The sequence below is a fragment of the Oribacterium sp. WCC10 genome (genome assembly GCF_900113415.1).
Classification (GTDB): Bacteria; Bacillota; Clostridia; order Lachnospirales; family Lachnospiraceae; genus Oribacterium.
In genome coordinates this window covers 79785-97764 of the sequence record NZ_FOPH01000002.1, presented here as the reverse complement: position 1 = coordinate 97764, position 17980 = coordinate 79785, and the positions used below count along the sequence as shown (strand labels likewise).

Annotated in this window: 12 protein-coding genes; 2 read left to right on the top strand and 10 right to left on the bottom strand. The window is 41.2% G+C overall.

Annotation, left to right across the window (positions count from 1 at the left end; translation table 11 throughout):
• Positions 1-55 precede the first annotated feature (55 nt).
• From BM294_RS01755 to rho, 6 genes are all read right to left on the bottom strand, one after another.
• Entirely contained in the window at positions 56-1816 is a 1761-nt protein-coding gene (locus BM294_RS01755; protein WP_242944387.1) for a glycosyl hydrolase family 18 protein, read from the bottom strand.
• A 21-nt stretch (positions 1817-1837) separates the two neighbouring features.
• The gene (gene prfA, locus BM294_RS01750) at positions 1838-2917 is read right to left on the bottom strand and encodes a peptide chain release factor 1 (protein WP_091204601.1); all 1080 of its coding nucleotides are present in this window, start codon (positions 2915-2917) and stop codon (positions 1838-1840) included.
• Positions 2918-2953: 36 nt separating this feature from the next.
• Positions 2954-3925, bottom strand: coding sequence for a peptide chain release factor N(5)-glutamine methyltransferase (gene prmC / locus BM294_RS01745; RefSeq protein ID WP_242944386.1), 972 nt, complete (start codon positions 3923-3925; stop codon positions 2954-2956).
• Between the two features lie 35 nt (positions 3926-3960).
• Complete coding sequence (locus BM294_RS01740; RefSeq protein WP_091204597.1) at positions 3961-4956, bottom strand: DUF1385 domain-containing protein; 996 nt, start codon at positions 4954-4956, stop codon at positions 3961-3963.
• A 253-nt stretch (positions 4957-5209) separates the two neighbouring features.
• The gene (gene rpmE / locus BM294_RS01735; RefSeq protein ID WP_091204317.1) at positions 5210-5410 is read right to left on the bottom strand and encodes a 50S ribosomal protein L31; all 201 of its coding nucleotides are present in this window, start codon (positions 5408-5410) and stop codon (positions 5210-5212) included.
• 146 nt (positions 5411-5556) lie between these two features.
• A complete protein-coding gene (gene rho, locus BM294_RS01730; RefSeq protein WP_091204315.1) occupies positions 5557-7749 on the bottom strand; it encodes a transcription termination factor Rho in 2193 nt (730 codons plus the stop codon).
• Between the two features lie 348 nt (positions 7750-8097).
• On the opposite strand from rho, the gene BM294_RS01725 reads away from it, so the two are divergent.
• Entirely contained in the window at positions 8098-8757 is a 660-nt protein-coding gene (locus tag BM294_RS01725; RefSeq protein WP_091204313.1) for a hypothetical protein, read from the top strand.
• A 242-nt stretch (positions 8758-8999) separates the two neighbouring features.
• Here BM294_RS01725 and malQ read toward each other — a convergent pair whose 3' ends face one another.
• The 4 genes from malQ to BM294_RS01705 form a co-directional block, all read right to left on the bottom strand.
• A complete protein-coding gene (malQ, locus tag BM294_RS01720; RefSeq protein WP_091204312.1) occupies positions 9000-10661 on the bottom strand; it encodes a 4-alpha-glucanotransferase in 1662 nt (553 codons plus the stop codon).
• Positions 10662-10717: 56 nt separating this feature from the next.
• On the bottom strand, positions 10718-13261 hold the full coding sequence (gene glgB / locus BM294_RS01715; protein ID WP_091204311.1) for a 1,4-alpha-glucan branching protein GlgB: 2544 nt from the start codon (positions 13259-13261) through the stop codon (positions 10718-10720).
• Between the two features lie 144 nt (positions 13262-13405).
• Positions 13406-15301, bottom strand: coding sequence for an alpha-amylase family glycosyl hydrolase (locus tag BM294_RS01710; protein WP_091204309.1), 1896 nt, complete (start codon positions 15299-15301; stop codon positions 13406-13408).
• A 202-nt stretch (positions 15302-15503) separates the two neighbouring features.
• Positions 15504-16262 carry an exodeoxyribonuclease III gene (locus BM294_RS01705; RefSeq protein WP_091204308.1) on the bottom strand — a complete coding sequence of 253 codons (759 nt, stop codon included), beginning with the start codon at positions 16260-16262 and terminating at the stop codon, positions 15504-15506.
• A 274-nt stretch (positions 16263-16536) separates the two neighbouring features.
• Between BM294_RS01705 and BM294_RS01700 the strand changes: the two genes are divergently transcribed.
• Positions 16537-17907, top strand: coding sequence for an MATE family efflux transporter (locus BM294_RS01700; RefSeq protein ID WP_242944385.1), 1371 nt, complete (start codon positions 16537-16539; stop codon positions 17905-17907).
• Positions 17908-17980 lie beyond the last annotated feature (73 nt).

The following is a 17980-nucleotide window of genomic DNA, read 5'->3' as shown; positions in this document are numbered from 1 at the left end:
GTAATATATCTCTCTATCTTTTGGAAGATTCAGATGTTCATTTGATTCATGCAACTCATGAAGCACTATTCAGATCTAGTATTGACCAGAATCCATCCGGTTCCTGACCGAGCTTCCAAGCAGCAACTCCGCCCACCTTGCTCTCTTTAATGATATCCATCTTAAGCTTCATGGACTTTTCATCTTCCATCCATATCTTCTGAAGTATATCTCCATTCTGACGTTCTCCGTAATTCTGTCCGATCTCACTGTTCCAGCTAAGTTCCACTCCGTTCTTTTCTATCCAGTTACTTGCATCCTTTATCCCCATTGCATCCGATGTGGTATTTCCGGAAGCATCTATACTCCATATTCTTGTATAGAAAGGAACTGCGATTATAACTCTGTCAGAATCCATCATCTCAAGCGTTTCTGTCAATGCATGATTCAGATAACCAATAGAAGAAACACTTCCGGCTTCTCCTCCCGCATAGTGCTCATCATAGCACATGATGATAACGTAATCGATATTGGCTCCCAGCTGTTCTATATCATAGTAACTGTTATATGAGTATGGAACATAGCAGTCTGCCGAAAGAATGATACCGGCATTTCGGCACGCCACACCAAGTTCACGCATAAACTGAACATAATCCCTTCCAAGCTTCTTCGGTATCAGCTCAAAATCAATATTGAGTCCGTCTATCCCCCCGGCAAGCGCAGTTGACACAAGATTATTTATGAGATTCTCACGAAGTACCGAACTTGTAAGAAATACCGATTCATCAACATCCCCGCCGTCAAAGTTGTTAACCGTAGCCCAAACCTGATATCCCTTGGCATGAGCCTTGTCAACATAATCCTGAGTCCAAAAGCATTTGAATGTACCATCATCTCCTGTGAGTATAAACCAGGTGGGTGCCACCACATTCATACCTGTGGCATCGCTTGTAATATCTTCAAGATACTTGTTGGCATCTGTCAGAGTTATCTGATGAAATCCTAAAACCACTCTGGAACCGTCTGTTCTTCCTATATGCGTATACTCAGGCGCAACAAAATCACTCTCAGGTGTGACATCACTTATATCAGTGATGCGGGAGTTTCTCATCCATCCTATATAGCCGTCTTCTGTTTCAACTTTGCACCACTTGTCAAGATTTTCCAGTATCTTAACCTTGTTTCCTGCCTGAAGAGTCGTTAGAACCTCTGACTTTATTCCACCAAGAAGTCTCACTGACTCCTTCTTAGTAACTGTAGCCTGCTTATAGGCATCAAGGTTATTGGATATGAACACTCTTTTATTCGAATCATCAGTGAAGCACTCATATCTTATATCCGTGTATTTTGCTATAAACTTGATATTAAGATATAGATCTTCTGTGGAATCACCTATGCGGATGAACGCCGTAGAACCGTCTTCCAGCTTATCACCAAGACCGTATTTTACAGTCTCTCTGGGCAATGTATAAAAAATCTGATTTACATCCTTTGCCCAATAGTATCTTCTGTTAAGTTCAGACATAACCCACTCATAAGGAATAAATACTCCTCCGTTGATGAGCTTTGCCTTTACAGGAGAGCTTTCTTCATCCATAGCCTGCTCATCGTTTAAGAAAAGCGCCACATCATCACCGCTCACACCAAAATATCCAGTCTTATCCGCAAGTGTCCTTGTTGGTGCATATTTCTTTTCATAGACAAAAAATATCAATGTAGAAATCGCAAGTAAAATCACAACAACAGCAACCATAACAGGCAGTGCTCTGGATCTTCCTCCGGAACTCTTTTTCCTGGACTGCTGTCGTTTCTTAAGACTTTTCAATTCTCTGGCCACTATGTCATCTCCTCACAAGTACTAAACTACAGATTTATTTAATTCCTCAAGCTTCGCAGCCTGATCAGCTGCAATGATAGGATCAAGAAGTTCATCCAGATCTCCATTCAGCACCTTCTCTATTGAGTAAAGTGTCAGACCTATACGATGGTCTGTAACTCTTCCCTGAGGGAAATTGTAGGTTCTTATCTTCTCTGAACGGTCTCCTGTACCAACCTGTGAACGCTTTGCTTCCGCAGCTTCACTTTGCTTCTTATTATACTCTATTTCATATAGTCTTGCCCGAAGCAGGCGCATAGCCTTCTCTCTGTTCTGAACCTGCGAACGTTCCTCCTGACACTCCGCAACCATACCTGTAGGCACATGTATAAGTCTTACCGCTGAAGATGTTTTATTGATATGCTGTCCACCGGCACCTGAAGATCTGAACACCTCCATCTTTACATCAGCCGGATTTATCTCCACATCTACATCCTCAGCTTCAGGCATAACTGATACTGTTGCAGTTGAAGTATGAATACGTCCTCCTGACTCTGTCACAGGAACTCTCTGTACTCTATGTACCCCTGCCTCATACTTAAGTCTTGAATAAGCACCCTTTCCGGTTACGATAAAAACAGCTTCTTTCATTCCGCCTATTCCGGTTTCATTGGCAGATACAAGTTCTGTACGATAACCGCGACGTTCCGCATAGTTTATATACATACGATACAGTTCATATGCAAAAAGAGCCGCCTCATCCCCACCGGCTCCTCCTCTTATCTCCATAATGATGTTCTTATCGTCATTTTCATCCTTCGGTAAAAGAAGAATCTGAAGTTCCTTTATAAGTGCAGGTTGATCTGCCTTTGCCTGAGATAGTTCTTCCTTTGCCATCTCCACAAGATCAGGATCCTTCTCTGTGCCAAGGATTTCAAGGGAATCCTTCTCTGCCTGAAGCGCATCTTTATATTTGCGATAAGTAGTTATCAGCGGTTCCAGTTCGCTGCTTTCACGCATGATCTTTAGATATTTTTCAGTATCATTAACTATATCAGGCTCTGTCATAAAGCGCTGAATCTCTTCATAATGTCTCTCTATTGAATCAAGACGATCAAACATATCCATATATTATCTCCATTCCTTCTACAATATCTATCACAGATGTCCCATCACAACTCTGTCATTCTGTGAGAAATCCTTTAAAACCATCACATCTTTGAATGAAGCTTTATTTAAGAGCTCAGAAACCGCATCTCCCTGATCATATCCGATTTCAAAAAAAACATAGCCCCCCTCTTTAAGATGTTTCGGCGCTTCTTCCGAAAGTATACGATAAAATCTTAGTCCATCTTCTGTCCCGTCAAGTGCTATCCTTGGCTCAAAGTCCCTTACTTCAGGCTCCAATGTATCTACAACTGATGATGGAATATACGGAGGATTTGATACGATAACATCAAATTTCCCCCGAACTTCACTGAACATATCGGATTTAAATAAAACAACCCTGCATTTTTCCTTTTGTCCCAGTATCTCGTCTCTGTTATATGTTGCTATTTTTAGCGCCGGGTCTGAGATATCCACAGCTGTTATTCTCTTGAAATGGCCGAATCTGGCCAGTGTAACAGCTATACATCCTGAACCTGTACATACGTCAAGTAACGATGCATCTTCCTTTTCCACAATCTGCCTTCCGGATGTCAACATATCCACCAGTTTCTTTTCATTCCTGTACACCTCAGGGATATTGTCGTACATAAGGTTTCCCAACACCGCATCAATAAGCGTTTCGGTATCAGCCCTTGGACAAAGTACATCCTTTGTGACGCGAAAATCCAATCCGTAAAAACCAACTGTTCCCAGTATCTGCTGAAGCGGTTCCCTTTTCTCTCTTCTTGAGAGATTATATTCGAATGTTTCGAATGCTTTCTTAAGCGATTCTTCATCTGAAAATACTTCAGGCACGATAGAAGATATCTTTCTACTCTCATAAAGAAGAAAGTGCGCCGAATCCAAATGAAACGAATATACAATAAGAGCCCGCGCATCAAAACGCGGGTCCGGAACATTGGCTGTCTTTAATTTATCCGCAGCCTCTTTAAGAAGCTGACGGAATGTTATATCTAACATAATACTTTCCTTATCTGTCAAAAATCCGGTCTCAATCACTCATCAAATTCAATTCCGAATGTATCCTTCTCGAATTTACGCCAGTCAAACACCTTCTCTACTGCTGCGATAGCTACCTCTATCTCACTGTTATCAGGCTCCTTTGTAGTGAGGCCCTGCATCCACATTCCCGGTATGAAGAGAATCCTCGTCAAAGCATTGTCATAAGTTCCGACTATACGGAGCACCTCATAGCTTATACCGGCAATAACAGGAATAAGTACCAGACGACTTGCAAGCTTAAGCCAGATGTTATCAAAACGTATAACCATAAAGAGAAGTATGGAAATGAGCATAACATAAACTATAAAGCTGGTTCCGCAACGCTTATGTTCCTTGCTTGAAGCAGCAACATTTTCCACAGTCAAAGGAAGACCATGCTCAACACAGTTTATACACTTATGCTCCGCTCCATGATATTGAAACGTCCTCATGATATCAGGAGTCCTGGATACCAGCTTTATGTAAACAACAAATATAACAACTCTTATGATTCCTTCAATCAGTCCAAGCAATGACTCATGTGGAAGGTATGGCTTGATAAAGCTCGCAACCCATGCAGGGAGCAAAACAAACAGTCCAATGGCAAGAACACAGGAAAATACCATAACAATTCCGGAAATAACTGATTCAAGTTTCTCACCGAACGTGTCATTCAGCCACTTTTCAAATTTTCCCGGTTCCTTGTCAGCATCCTCAGGATCATCCTCGATAAATGAAGCACTGTAATTCAGACATCTTGTGCCGAGTATCATGGAATCCACAAATGAAAAAATCCCTCTTATAAACGGAGCCTTACATATCGGGTACTTATCCGTCATGGAAATATAGGTGTCCTCCATGACCTCTATAGTTCCATCTGCCTTTCTAACGCCCACAGAATATTTCTGTCCGTTACGCATCATCATTCCTTCAAGTACAGCCTGCCCGCCTATACCGCTATATACCTGTCCACGGGACTTTGCTGAAATTTCACATATTGAAGCGTCCATATCAACAGCTTCGTTATTTAATCTATCCGTCATATAATCTGCCTTTATAAATCAAACCTTAATGCCGGATCCGGCATTCTGAAAATCAGGTCATAATATCAGTATTTTTTCATGGCAATTAGTGTATACGAAATAAGTTGTTTATTCAATATAAAGTACATAAAGAAAAAAGGTCAAAAAAAGAACACATGCACAGCATGTGTTCTTTAATCCTGATTTTATCAGGCCCCGGTTCTGAACCGGTTCTCTCCACTTAAGCAAGACCGAACTTCTTGTTGAACTTATCGATCTGACCGGCAGCGTTAGCTGACTTCTCCTTGCCTGTATAGAATGAATGGCAAGCTGAGCAAACTTCTACGTGGATCTCCGGCTTTGTTGAGCCTGTTACGAATGTGTTACCGCAGTTACATGTAACTGTAGCCTGGTAATACTTAGGATGAATACCCTCTCTCATTTTGTACCTCTTTCTACATGGTTCCCAACCATATAAAGTCGCATATCCAAAGCGCCTGATACATCACTGAACGCCATGATATACTTAGTTTTTAGTAAAGCCTTATCAAATTAACATAAATGATATTTATTTGCAATACCTTTTTATCACTGTGGTCTGTTTATCTTGATTGCAAGTCTTGAATTAGTGTTCTGAGATCGCATTACAGGCTTACCATTTACCACAAACTGACACACTTCCTCATTATTGGTTGTCTTATCAAAAAGATTGATAACTTCTTCAGCCGCTCCCGCCTTTTCATCATAGGTCCTCTTATGGATTATATCAACTGCACTTCTCTCAAGATCTGTAAGAAGCAGGTCATCTCGACGGGTTCCTGACTTAACAATATCGATAGCAGGGAAAATGCGACGTTCCTGAAGTTCTCTGTTGAGCACAAGTTCCATATTTCCGGTTCCCTTGAACTCCTCATATATAACATCATCCATACGTGAACCTGTATCAACAAGTGCCGTAGCCAAAATAGTAAGTGAACCTCCTTCACGCATATTTCTTGCGGCACCAAAGAATCTCTTTGGCATATGGAGTGCTGCCGGATCCAAACCTCCGGACAGAGTTCTTCCCGATGCAGGCACAACCAGATTGTATGCTCTTGCAAGTCTTGTGATGGAATCAAGAAGGATGGTAACATCCTCTCCCTGCTCCACAAGACGTTTCGCCCTTTCAATTGTCATCTCAGCAACACGCTTATGATGCTCAGGCTGTTCATCAAAAGTTGAGTAAATAACTGTCACAAGACCGCCTTCTACCTCTTCCTTCATATCAGTTACTTCTTCAGGACGTTCATCGATAAGAAGTATCAAAAGATGCATATTCGGCTCATTCTTTACTATAGCCTTTGCCACCTGCTTAAGAAGTGTAGTCTTACCTGCCTTAGGCGGAGAAACAATCATTCCTCTCTGCCCTTTACCGATAGGTGCAAGAAGATCAAGTAATCTTAGAGAAGTCGGTGCCTTCTCTCCCTCAACTTCCAGTCTTATTCGCTGATTGGGGAACACAGGCGTAAGCTGTTCAAAGCTCTTTCTCTGTGAAATGGCACTAAGCGGCTTACCATTAACTGTTTCTATATAGGAAAGGGCTCCGAAACGTTCATTAGGATTCTTACTTCTGTACAGACCTTTAATGACATCACCGGTTTTAAGTCTGTATCTCTTTATGATGGCAGGATTTACATAGACATCATTTTCACCCGGAAGGAAATTCTCTGATCTTGTAAAACCGAAGCCATCCGGCATAACCTCCAGGATACCTCCGCAAGGATTGCCTGTTGGTGCCTTCTGAGTTTCATTATCAAGCTCATCAGTCTTCTCATTTTCAGCGGCCTTTACTATTTCGGCATCTCTGCTGGCCATATCCTCATCTGTACGATCAGCTGCATCCTTTTCAAAACGACGAAAGTCTCTTTGCTGCGTATCCTGTCTGACCCCCAACGCATTATCTCTTTGTGCATACTCCTGACCTACAGCATTATCTTCTCGCTCAACTCTCGAATCTCTCTCTGCTGTATCCTGACTCTTATCAAATCTTGAATAACGATCTGTTCTGTTCTGATATTCTGATCTTTGAGCATGGTCATTTCTGACATCTCTGTCAGAGGTTCTTACCGGCTTGACTCCATGTATCCCCCGTCTGTTCACAACGATAGTTTTACGATGGTTATTGACCTTATTATCCTGCACTCGTACTTCACCCGGTTCTGATGTCTCAGACGTTCTTTCTGATGACTGATCTGATGAAACAGCCTCTGACTGTGGATTTACCTGAATATCCTTTGATACTGCAATATTATCTGCTACTGCTTCTGTCCCGGTACTTTCCTTTATGGAATCTGTAATTGGATCCTGTACAGGTATTTCCCTTTTTGCATCATGGTCATCAGCAGTTTTTTCCGGGATGTCACCTGAGTTTTCAGAAGCAATGTCAGCCTCTTTCTCTTCATTTTTCTTTAGAGTAGTTTTTCTTGAAGAAGTCTTTCTTGCTGTTGTTTTTATGGCATCTGTGCTATCTTCTGCATCAGAAACCGTTTTTTTTGTTGTACGGCGCACGGTTCTCTTCTTTGGTGTCTCCTCCGCCACGTCATCCTTTGCAACTTCATTCGCGTCAACGACGTCCTTTGTACCCTCTTCCTTTACATCTTTTTTGGTACGTGTTTTTCTGGTAGTCTTTACGGTTTTTGTCTCCGTGACTTCTGTAGTCTCCTCTTTTTTTCCTGCTCTTGCTCTGGTTTTTCTTGCAGGTTTGGACTCAGATGTCACCTTCTCTTCTCTTTCGTCTGCCATGTGTCCTCCTTAGTCGGTTGGCGTAAGAATTGATCCCCTGTTGATAGCTGCCTGAGAAAACATATTCATATTAAATTGAATATAAAAACTGAAATAATATCGATTATCGATAGAAATCCATCCAGTGTAATATCAGATGATCATAAACTCACAAGCAAAAAATAATGTTATGTTATCTATACTTTTAATTCAATATTTTGGAAAATCCCTGGAAATCAAGAATGATATTTCTAGAAAATTTAATTAAGTATTAAACAAGTATAACAACAACCTTCTTGTAACGCAAGATTCATTTTGTTATACTTATCGCAAATTATGTATAAAAATATAAGTAACAGAAAGGCAATTATGGCAAAGAATTATTCAGAGAGACCATCTATGCGTTATGACGCAAACGGACGTCTTGTAAAGGGTAAATCCTCACAATCCGGTCTCACTCGTTTCCTTTTAGGCTTTTTGATTCCATACGTAGTTATAAACGGACTCATTCTTCTTTTCGTCATTCAGGCTCCATCTATAGATGCTTCAGAACCTGATACAAAGGATTATCAGAATGCAGAGGTCTCTTTTAAGGTTTCATCCCTTATACCTGTCAAATCTGTCACAGCTTCTATAGAAGGACAGCCTGTAGAACTTGAAAAGAGCGGCAAAACATACAAGTGTATACTTACAGAAAACGGCAATCTTACCGTTACAGCTGTAGCCATCAACAATATGACTAAATCTTCACATATTCAGGTCAACCTTTTGGATGAGACAAATCCTGTCATCGACGAAGAATCTGTAGTTCTTGGTGCCGGCTATCTTGAGTTTATCGTATCTGATACACAATCAGGTGTTGATTGGGATTCTATCTATGCAGTAGACAGCCTCGGAAACAATCTGAAGCCTACAGATATTAATCGTACAACCGGAAAAGTAACTTTTTCAATGGCAGCAGATTCCATTGTAGTTTACGTAAAGGATCTTGCCAAAAACGAGGCTCAGGCAAGTTTCGCCGTGAACTGATAACATTTGATTTAAACTTCATATAGCTTTAATGCTCTATCTATTGAGTTCATTCTTAATACATCTCATCAGATAAACATGTATAAAGCCGAAGGATACATTCAGTACCCTCCGGCTTTTTTATATATTCCCGATAAAAGTATGTCTTATGTACAAAACACATTCTCTACTTCCCAATCGGTCCAACTAAAGATATGAGATATGCTTCGATGCTTTTTCATTTATATCTAAGGAAACACCGATTAAATAAGTGTTTCCTTGAGTATCAATACTTCCTTAGAATCATCTTTCTCACAGGAAGCACCGACTTCAACTTCGGTTTCAACTTTTTTAACCGGTTTCGGTTCGGCTTTTTGATAACGACCGTATACACCTACGATTTCAGACATCCTGCTCTTTATAACATCACTGAAGGCGCCTTCTTTCATCCTCCACTGCCAGTTATCTCCCGATGTTCCGGGATAATTTATTCTTCCCTGTCCTCCAAGTCCAAGATAGTCTGCCGCAGGAACCACAACAGTGTCTGCAACGGTTCCCATCGAAAGCTTTATCAGTAGCTCAGGCATAACTTTCCAGTCATTTGAAGAACGGCTCATATACTTATACATATAGTCCCTCTGCCAGTCAGGGAGAGTTTCGAACCAATGTCTAAGAGTGTCATTATCGTGTGTACCTGTATAGTAGATGCAGTTAGGAGAGACAAGACTATGTGGCAGAAATGCATTATCCGCACCGGAATCCCATGCAAACTGAAGCACTTTCATACCGGGGAATCCAACCTTGGCCATAAGTTCCCTCACGCCATCCGTTATGATACCCAAATCCTCAGCAATGATCGGAAGGTCCTTTTTCCCGTAATGCTTATACATCGCATCAAAGAGGCCCATTCCCGGGCCTTCGATCCATTCGCCATTTTCTGCCGTTTCATCTCCGTAAGGAATTGCATAATAGGCTTCAAATCCCCTAAAATGATCAACTCTCAACGTATCATACATCTCAAGACAGTAGTCCATACGGTCAAGCCACCATTTATAACCGGTTTTCTCATGCAACTTCCAGTCATATAGAGGATTCCCCCATAACTGCCCCGTCACTGAGAACAAATCAGGCGGTACTCCCGCAACCTTCTTCGGTTCGCCTTCTCTGGTATATTGGAAAAGTTCACGATGGGCCCAAACATCACTTGAATCCGCCGCACAATATATAGGAATATCACCGATTATCTCAATGCCTCTTATGGACGCATACTTGTGTACGCTTCTCCACTGCCTGATGAACTGATACTGAACGAATGCAAAGAAGTCAACTTCATCCTTATGCTCTTTGGAGAATTCCGCAACAGCTAAGGGATCATTGTCTCTAAGTTCCTTCGGCCATACATCCCAGCTTGCCCCATTTAAGCTATCTTTAATAGCCATAAAGACACAATATTCAACTGTTTCAGACCTAAGTTCTTTATACAGAAGATCAATGTCTCCACCCTGTTTCTTATAATTCTTGTACGCAAGCTTTAACGCCTTATTTTTGCTCACATACAATTTTCCGTAATTAACTCTTTCAGGACTTTCAACAGACGACTGTACCGAACCCGCATTGACATTTCTCTTTAAAGCCCTGCCATCGCCGAAATCAAATTCTTCCGGGTCATCAAGTTCTTTTTCATCCAAAAGACCTTCCTCTATAAGCGTATCTAAATCCACAAAATACGGATTACCCGCAAAGGCAGAAAATGACTGATAGGGAGAATCTCCAAATCCTGTTGGTCCCATGGGAAGAACCTGCCATATCTTGTTACCTGTATCACAAAGAACATCTATAAAATCGTATGCTGCCTTACCTAATGATCCTATGCCGTATCTTCCCGGCAAAGAGAATACCGGCATCAACACTCCTGCTTTTTTCATACTGCACCTCCATAAAGGATTTCGACATTAAATCCGGCTCTTATAAGCTTTCTGTATCAACCCTTTCGGCGACGTGCAGCTCCTGAGGCCTTCTTAGGAGCCTTAGCTGCTGCAGGTTTCAAAGTACTCTTACCACTCTCTGTCTGAACTTTCTTTACAGTTTTCGCTGTAGTTGTTTTAGTTGCCTTGGCCGTTGTTTTACCGACACTGACTTTTTCAACCGCGGAAACCTCTATTACTTCCTCTTTCTCATCTTTTTTTGATGAAGTCTTCTTTGCAGCCGGCTTTCTGGCGGTTTTCTTAGTCGCTGTGCTCTTTGAACTTTCCTTTATCTCAGGCTCCTCACATGGTGTGAGCTTATAGATAGTAGTTGACATAGAAGGTATATCAATGTCTAAAGCGTAATCTCTGTCATCCCATGAGATTTTCTTTGCCTTTATCTGAGTACGCTTAACCATTCCAAATCCGCCGTACTTTTCATCATCTGTTGAAATAAGTGCTTTGGCATTGCACATGAACGGAACACCTACTCTGAACTTAGGATGAGCAACATTATCAAAATTAGTCACAACGAGGACTGTATCCTCCGGCTTGTCAGTCTTTCGTACAAACATAACCATAGAGAGATCACTGTAGCTGCAGTTTATCCATTCAAAACCATCCGGATAGTAGTCAAGCTGCCAGAGTGCAGGCTGCGACCTGTATACATCATTAAGATCCTTTACAAAGCTCTGGAGTTCCTTATGAACAGGGTACTCCAACAGATTCCACTCAAGCTCCTGATTTTCAGACCACTCATCATACTGGCCGAAATCCTGTCCCATAAAGAGTAGTTTTTTACCCGGATGTGACCAGAAGTATCCATATGCTGTACGAAGATTTCTGGATTTCTCCTCGAATGTATGTCCCGGCATCTTTCCAAGAAGAGATCTCTTGCCATGAACCACCTCATCGTGTGAGAACACAAGCATAAAGTCTTCTGAATAGTTGTAGATCATAGAGAATGTAAGCTGATTGTAGCTTCCCTTACGGAAATACGGATCTGTCTCCATATAGCCGAGGAAGTCATTCATCCATCCCATATTCCACTTGATATCAAAGCCCAGTCCGTCATCCTTTACTGAACCTGTGATATTAGGCCATGCTGTAGACTCTTCAGCAATCAAAAGGGTTCCCGGAAATCTCTTGTGGAACTGTGAGTTCAAGTGCTTCAGGAATTCAACAGAATCAAGATTCTCATTTCCACCATACATATTTCTGGATACACTCTGTCCCTGTCGTCCGTAATCAAGATAGAGCATGGAAGCTACGGCATCCATACGGAGTCCGTCAACGTGGTACTTATCAGCCCAATACATAGCACTTCCGATAAGGAAATTGGAAACCTCGTTTTTACGATAGTTAAATGTCAATGTTCCCCAGTGTGGATGGCTTGCAAGAAGCGGATCCGGATTCTCATAGAGTCCTGTACCGTCAAACTGTGCAATGCCCCATGCATCTCTCGGGAAATGTGCCGGTACCCAGTCAAGAATAACTCCTATTCCTTCATTATGCATATAGTTGACAAAATACATGAAATCCTCAGGAGATCCATATCTGCTTGTGGGCGCATAGTAGCCCGATACCTGATAACCCCAGCTTGCATCAAGCGGATGCTCCATGATAGGCATAAGTTCAACATGAGTATATCCCTGCTTCTTTACATAAGCAGCAAGCTTCTTTGCCAACTCTTTATAATTATAAAACTCTGAGCCGGCTACCTCGGTTCCGTCTTCGTTTATCATGGACTGTTTTCTTGCAAAGGATCCGAGATGTACTTCATATACACTCATAGGAAGCTCTTTGATTCCGGATGTCTTTAACTCAAGCTTTCTATCCTCCCATTCCTTATCTGTCCACTCAAACTTATCAAGTTCAGCTACAACAGAAGCATTATTAGGTCTCATCTCCATGGCATTGGCATAAGGATCGGTCTTCAGGAACGGCTCTTTGTGGCGACACTTTATCTCATATTTATAGATAGTCCCCGGAGTAAGATGAGGAATAAATATCTCAAAAATTCCTGATGCACCAAGACACTGCATCATATTTCTTCTTCCATCCCAAAGATTGAAATCACCTACTACAGATACTCTCTCTGCATTAGGAGCCCAAACAGAAAAAACTACACCCTCGACGCCATCTATGGTTATAGGGTGTGCCCCCATTTTGTTATAAATATCATACCAGATTCCTGCCTGATACTTCTTTATATCTTCTTCTGTATATATAGAAGCAAAAGAATAAGGATCCTCTGACTCCATCGTTGTATCATTATCATAAGTGATAAGATAAGAAAACTTAGGAAGTTCCTTTTCCCATTTCTTTTTCATAGGAACGAGAACGGCAAAGAATCCTTCCTCATCAGCAAGTTCCATCTGATATACCCTGTCACCCTGAATCTTAACTTCGATATCCTTTGCTGTTGGAATGAAAGCCTGAATCAGAAGTCCTTCAGGTATAACATGTGCGCCGAGAATACTCTTTGGATCTGCTGTTTCCGCATAAGTTACATCCTCTACATCTGCCCAGTTCATTACATCGTATAGTTTTTCTGTCATGAGTTCCTCCTTAGTGTTCCGTTACCGAAACGCTATATCTTTATCATTCGATTTCTATAATTAATGACGTCAGAACAAAACTTCTGACTCTTTTCAGCACACCGTTTACGCGGATAATGCTTCTGCTTTTGATCCTATCTACGTCTAAGCCTTATTATCTTCAGTTTTTTGTTTTCGTACCCTTCTTCTCTTTGGCTTATATGACTTATCTTTCACCGCTTTAAGAACAACTATGGATCTGGGTTCCACAACCCATTCATTATCGGAAAGCTCCAGTTCCTGTCCTTCGGGATATATCCCGTTATTATCTTCTGATGCAGTATCTATCGCAATCGCCCACTTTTTACCTGCAGGCGGATGTGCCAAAAGAAAGTCATGCTTTTCCCAATGGAAATTATAGAGAACCATAAAAGTCTCATCCTGTGCATACTCTCCTGCATACATAACTCCAAGCTGACGCCTATAGTTATCCATCTCAGGTCTCCATGCATTTTCTCCGTGAAAACTGAGATCGGGTATACCCACGGAACGATAATCCAATTGTTTCAAAGCTGTCGGCTGATGAAACACTTTATGCTTCTTCCTGAATGAAATCACATACCTCGCAAATTCATACAGCTCCTGATTCTTTTCCATGAGATGCCAGTTCATCCAGTTAAGATTGTTATCCTGGCAGTATGCATTATTATTGCCAAGACGGGTCTGACCACATTCATCTCCTGAATTGATAAGAGGTGTTCCCTGACAAAGCATAAGAAGAAGATAAGCATTTCTCCACATCTTTTTTCTCAGGAGCTTGACCGATTTTTTACGACTGGGTCCCTCCTCTCCGCAATTCCACGAAAAGTTCTGATTTGTTCCATCCCTGTTATCTTCATAATTGGATTCGTTATGCTTTCTGTCATATGAAATGCTATCCATAAGACTCATACCGGAAACATTAGCCATATACTGAATATTGGCTCTATCGGCAGGATTGAATCTTATCCTGTTCATCAGTGTTCCCAGCATACTCTCATCACCTTTAAGAACCCGACGCATATCATTTTGGAATCCGTCATTATAATCAGCAAGATACTTCGGTGTATTCTGCCTGTAGGCTCCTCCGTAACGGTCTCCATCAATTATCTGTCCTTCCCAGCTGTCCGCCCATATCTTAAATCTACTGAGGTAAGGATCTCTGGCTATGACACTGTAAGGTGCAGATCCTATCATATGTATACCGTCTACATGATAGTTGATACGCCAGTAACGCATAACTGTTGTAATATAATCCGGTAATGTCTCATATGTAAAATAGAGATCCACTATTACTTCTATATTATTCCGGTGCAGTTCATACACCATCTTTCGAAATTCATTTCGCGGATTTTTATGATCAGAGGTAAAACTTGATTTTGGCGCAAGCTGCAATGCATCTTTGGTGAATCCCCAATAGTTGATGCGACCTGTAGGTTTAAGTTCTGTTTTATAGGGATTCTGTACTCCAAAATCCGGAAGCATCACTTCATTGAATTCATATGGAGGCATAAGTTCAACTGCCGTTATCCCAAGAGACGTAAGATAAGGTATCTTTTCGATGATTCCCTGAAAGGTTCCGCGAACATCCGTATTTAATCCGGATGAAGAGTGAGCAGTAAACCCTCTTACATGTAAACGATATATAACCGATTCATCATATGGTATTTCCAGCGGCCTGTCCTTCAACCACTCTTCACTAAGTTCCGTCATGGCGACAGCCTCTGCTACAGGCGTTTTCAATATCCTGATACCGTCCTTCAGGAATCCGAACTTCTTTCTGCCCTCGAATACTGTTCCGTTAGGATCTGTGAATATGTGCCCGTCGGCTTCATAGCAGTAGCTGTACTTAGAGATGTCCTCTGCAACTTCCAGCTTCCATACATCTCCGATCCTTTTCCCGGGATCAAATGCTATCTGACGTACTTTTTTACTACCATCATATAAGTCGAGATACAGCTGTTCGGTATGAACAACCGCTTCGAAAATATACAGATCATTTTCTTTTCTTAATCCAAACATTGTACCCCCACTTCTGTCTCCCGATGTTGCGTCTTGGGGAAAGGATAAAATATTTTTACATATAGTTGGTACAAGTATAACATATATACCAAAAAATCGTTACATCTGATTAGAGATGTAACGATTAAACGCATGACATATTTAAATAAGTGATTAAAAAGCGTATGGTATATTGAATAAAGATGTAGATATTTAACAAATATCACAATTCCATCTGTAGTTCTATAGGACAGTGATCCGAACCCATGATCTCCTGATGTATATCGGAACTCTTTATTCTATCCTTTATCTTTTCCGATACAACGAAATAATCTATACGCCACCCCACATTTCTCTCTCTTGCCTTCATTCGGTATGACCACCAGCTGTATTCATCAACCGCATCCGGATGAAGCAGACGGAAGCTGTCTACATAACCTGAGTCAAGAAGACGTGAGAACTTGGCACGTTCTTCATCTGTAAAACCTGCATTGTGATGATTGGTTGACGGATTCTTGATGTCTATCTCCTCATGGGCAACATTAAGATCTCCGCAATAAATCACAGGTTTTTTCTCATTAAGCCTGTTAATGTATTCTCTCCAGGCATCCTCCCACTCCATTCTGTATGGAAGTCTTTTAAGTTCTCCCTGAGAATTTGGAACATATACAGTAAGCACATAGTATTCCGGAAATTCAGCTGTGATGACACGTCCTTCCTTATCATGCTCCTCGATTCCTATTCCATAGGAAACACTAAGCGGCTCCTCCCTGGTAAAAAGAGCCGTTCCGGAATATCCTTTCTTCTCGGCATAGTTCCAATACTGATGATATCCCGGAAGATCCAACTCTATCTGACCTTCCTGAAGTTTTGTCTCCTGAAGACAGAATATATCTGCATCCAGCTTCTGAAACTCTTCCATAAAGTTCTTACCCATAACAGCACGAAGGCCGTTAACATTCCATGAAATCATTTTTTTCATAATATCTCCGTTCTACCGCAATCACTTACGGACATATATATTCATATTAATCTGTTATTCAAATGATGCATACTGTACAGAACATCAACAGTATTACACTGTTACATTGTTCCTCAATAACACTATATCCGGCATCAACAATTGATATTTTACCATATTGAAATACAGTGATACACTGCAAAAGGAAAGCATATATGTTTTTTATACATGCATTTAAGTAATAATTATCACATAACCCGGTTTATGTACGATTATGATTTTCAGGAGGTTCCCCTTGGCATCAAACGCTACGGATTTTTCAAAAGGTTCTGTTATAAAGGCCATCCTCACTCAGACCATTCCACTTCTGGTGGCTCAAATCATACAGCTGCTATATAACATAGTTGATCGTATATATATCGGACATCTCCCGGGTTCTAACGGTCTTGCTTTAACAGGAGTAGGCGTCTGCTTTCCTGTTATAACTCTGATCACTGCATTCACTGACTGGTTTGGTATCGGTGGAACACCGCTTTTTTCTATAGCAAGAGGAGAAGGCAACAAAGACAGGGCAAACCGAGTAATGTGTGAAAGTTCTTTTCTTCTCTTAACTGTATCTATAGCCATGACAATACTTACTCTCATCTTCATGAAGCCCATCCTTTATGCTCTTGGAGCCAGTGATGCCACTTATACATATGCACACAGCTACTTTTCTGTCTACATTCTGGGAACAGTATTTTTCATGACAGGTTCCGGCCTGAACTACTATATAAGTGCTCAGGGATTCCCAAGAACAGGAATGATAACCACTGCCATAGGAGCACTTCTTAATATAATCCTTGATCCTGTTTTTATGTTCATTCTCAATTGGGGAGTTGTTGGAGCTGCCATAGCAACAGTGATATCTCAGACAGTAAGTGCTGTATGGGTTATCAGATTTCTGCTTTCAGATAAAGCTTTGTTTCGGCTTAAACTTTCAGAGATACGCTTTGATAGAAGTATAGCCAAAGAAATCATCACTTTAGGATTTGCAAACTTTCTGATGAAATCAACCAATACAATTACTCAGGCAGCATGCAATATCATGCTCCGTGATTACGGCGGAGACCTTTACATCGGTATTTTCGCCATCATCAATTCAATCAGAGACTTTATTACCCTTCCGGGAACAGCTGTAACTCATGCCTCACAACCTGTTCTCGGTTTCAACTTTGGTGCAAGAAAATATAATCGGCTAAAACAAGGTATCCTCTTTGCATCTGCCGCAGCAAGCAGTTACGGTACACTGGCGTGGATCCTCATACTTGTTTTTCCAACCTTCTTCATCCGCATCTTTACACCTGATACTGAAACCATAACCGTAGGAACTCATTGTCTGAGACTTTATCTTTTGGCATTCATATTCCAAATGGGACAGTTTTGCGGACAGTCTGTTTTTTCTGCATTGGGACAATCAAAGAAGGCCATCTTCTTCTCGACACTCAGAAAAATAATAATCATCCTCCCTCTTACTCTAACGCTCCCTCTTTTCATGGGTGTGGACGGAGTATTTGCCGCAGAGCCAATATCAAATATAATCGGGGGAATCGCTGCATTTACAACAATGATGGTGACTGTATACTTCAGACTTCCGAAAAAAGATGGAGAAGAAGCAAAATTGTGATATTTTGCTTCTTCTCCATTGAGACGGGTTTTTTGAAGAGCAGCCATAACTGCCATAAAACCCGCTATCATTA

What these genes read in the sequence shown, in the direction of transcription:
- prmC (WP_242944386.1), bottom strand. Translation starts at nt 3,925, where the DNA reads ATGTTAGATATAACATTCCGTCAGCTTCTTAAAGAGGCTGCGGATAAA.
- rho (WP_091204315.1), bottom strand. Translation starts at nt 7,749, where the DNA reads ATGGCAGACGAAAGAGAAGAGAAGGTGACATCTGAGTCCAAACCTGCA.
- BM294_RS01705 (WP_091204308.1), bottom strand. Translation starts at nt 16,262, where the DNA reads ATGAAAAAAATGATTTCATGGAATGTTAACGGCCTTCGTGCTGTTATG.
- BM294_RS01710 (WP_091204309.1), bottom strand. Translation starts at nt 15,301, where the DNA reads ATGTTTGGATTAAGAAAAGAAAATGATCTGTATATTTTCGAAGCGGTT.
- malQ (WP_091204312.1), bottom strand. Translation starts at nt 10,661, where the DNA reads ATGAAAAAAGCAGGAGTGTTGATGCCGGTATTCTCTTTGCCGGGAAGA.
- rpmE (WP_091204317.1), bottom strand. Translation starts at nt 5,410, where the DNA reads ATGAGAGAGGGTATTCATCCTAAGTATTACCAGGCTACAGTTACATGT.
- prfA (WP_091204601.1), bottom strand. Translation starts at nt 2,917, where the DNA reads ATGTTTGATCGTCTTGATTCAATAGAGAGACATTATGAAGAGATTCAG.
- BM294_RS01725 (WP_091204313.1), top strand. Translation starts at nt 8,098, where the DNA reads ATGGCAAAGAATTATTCAGAGAGACCATCTATGCGTTATGACGCAAAC.
- glgB (WP_091204311.1), bottom strand. Translation starts at nt 13,261, where the DNA reads ATGACAGAAAAACTATACGATGTAATGAACTGGGCAGATGTAGAGGAT.
- BM294_RS01740 (WP_091204597.1), bottom strand. Translation starts at nt 4,956, where the DNA reads ATGGACGCTTCAATATGTGAAATTTCAGCAAAGTCCCGTGGACAGGTA.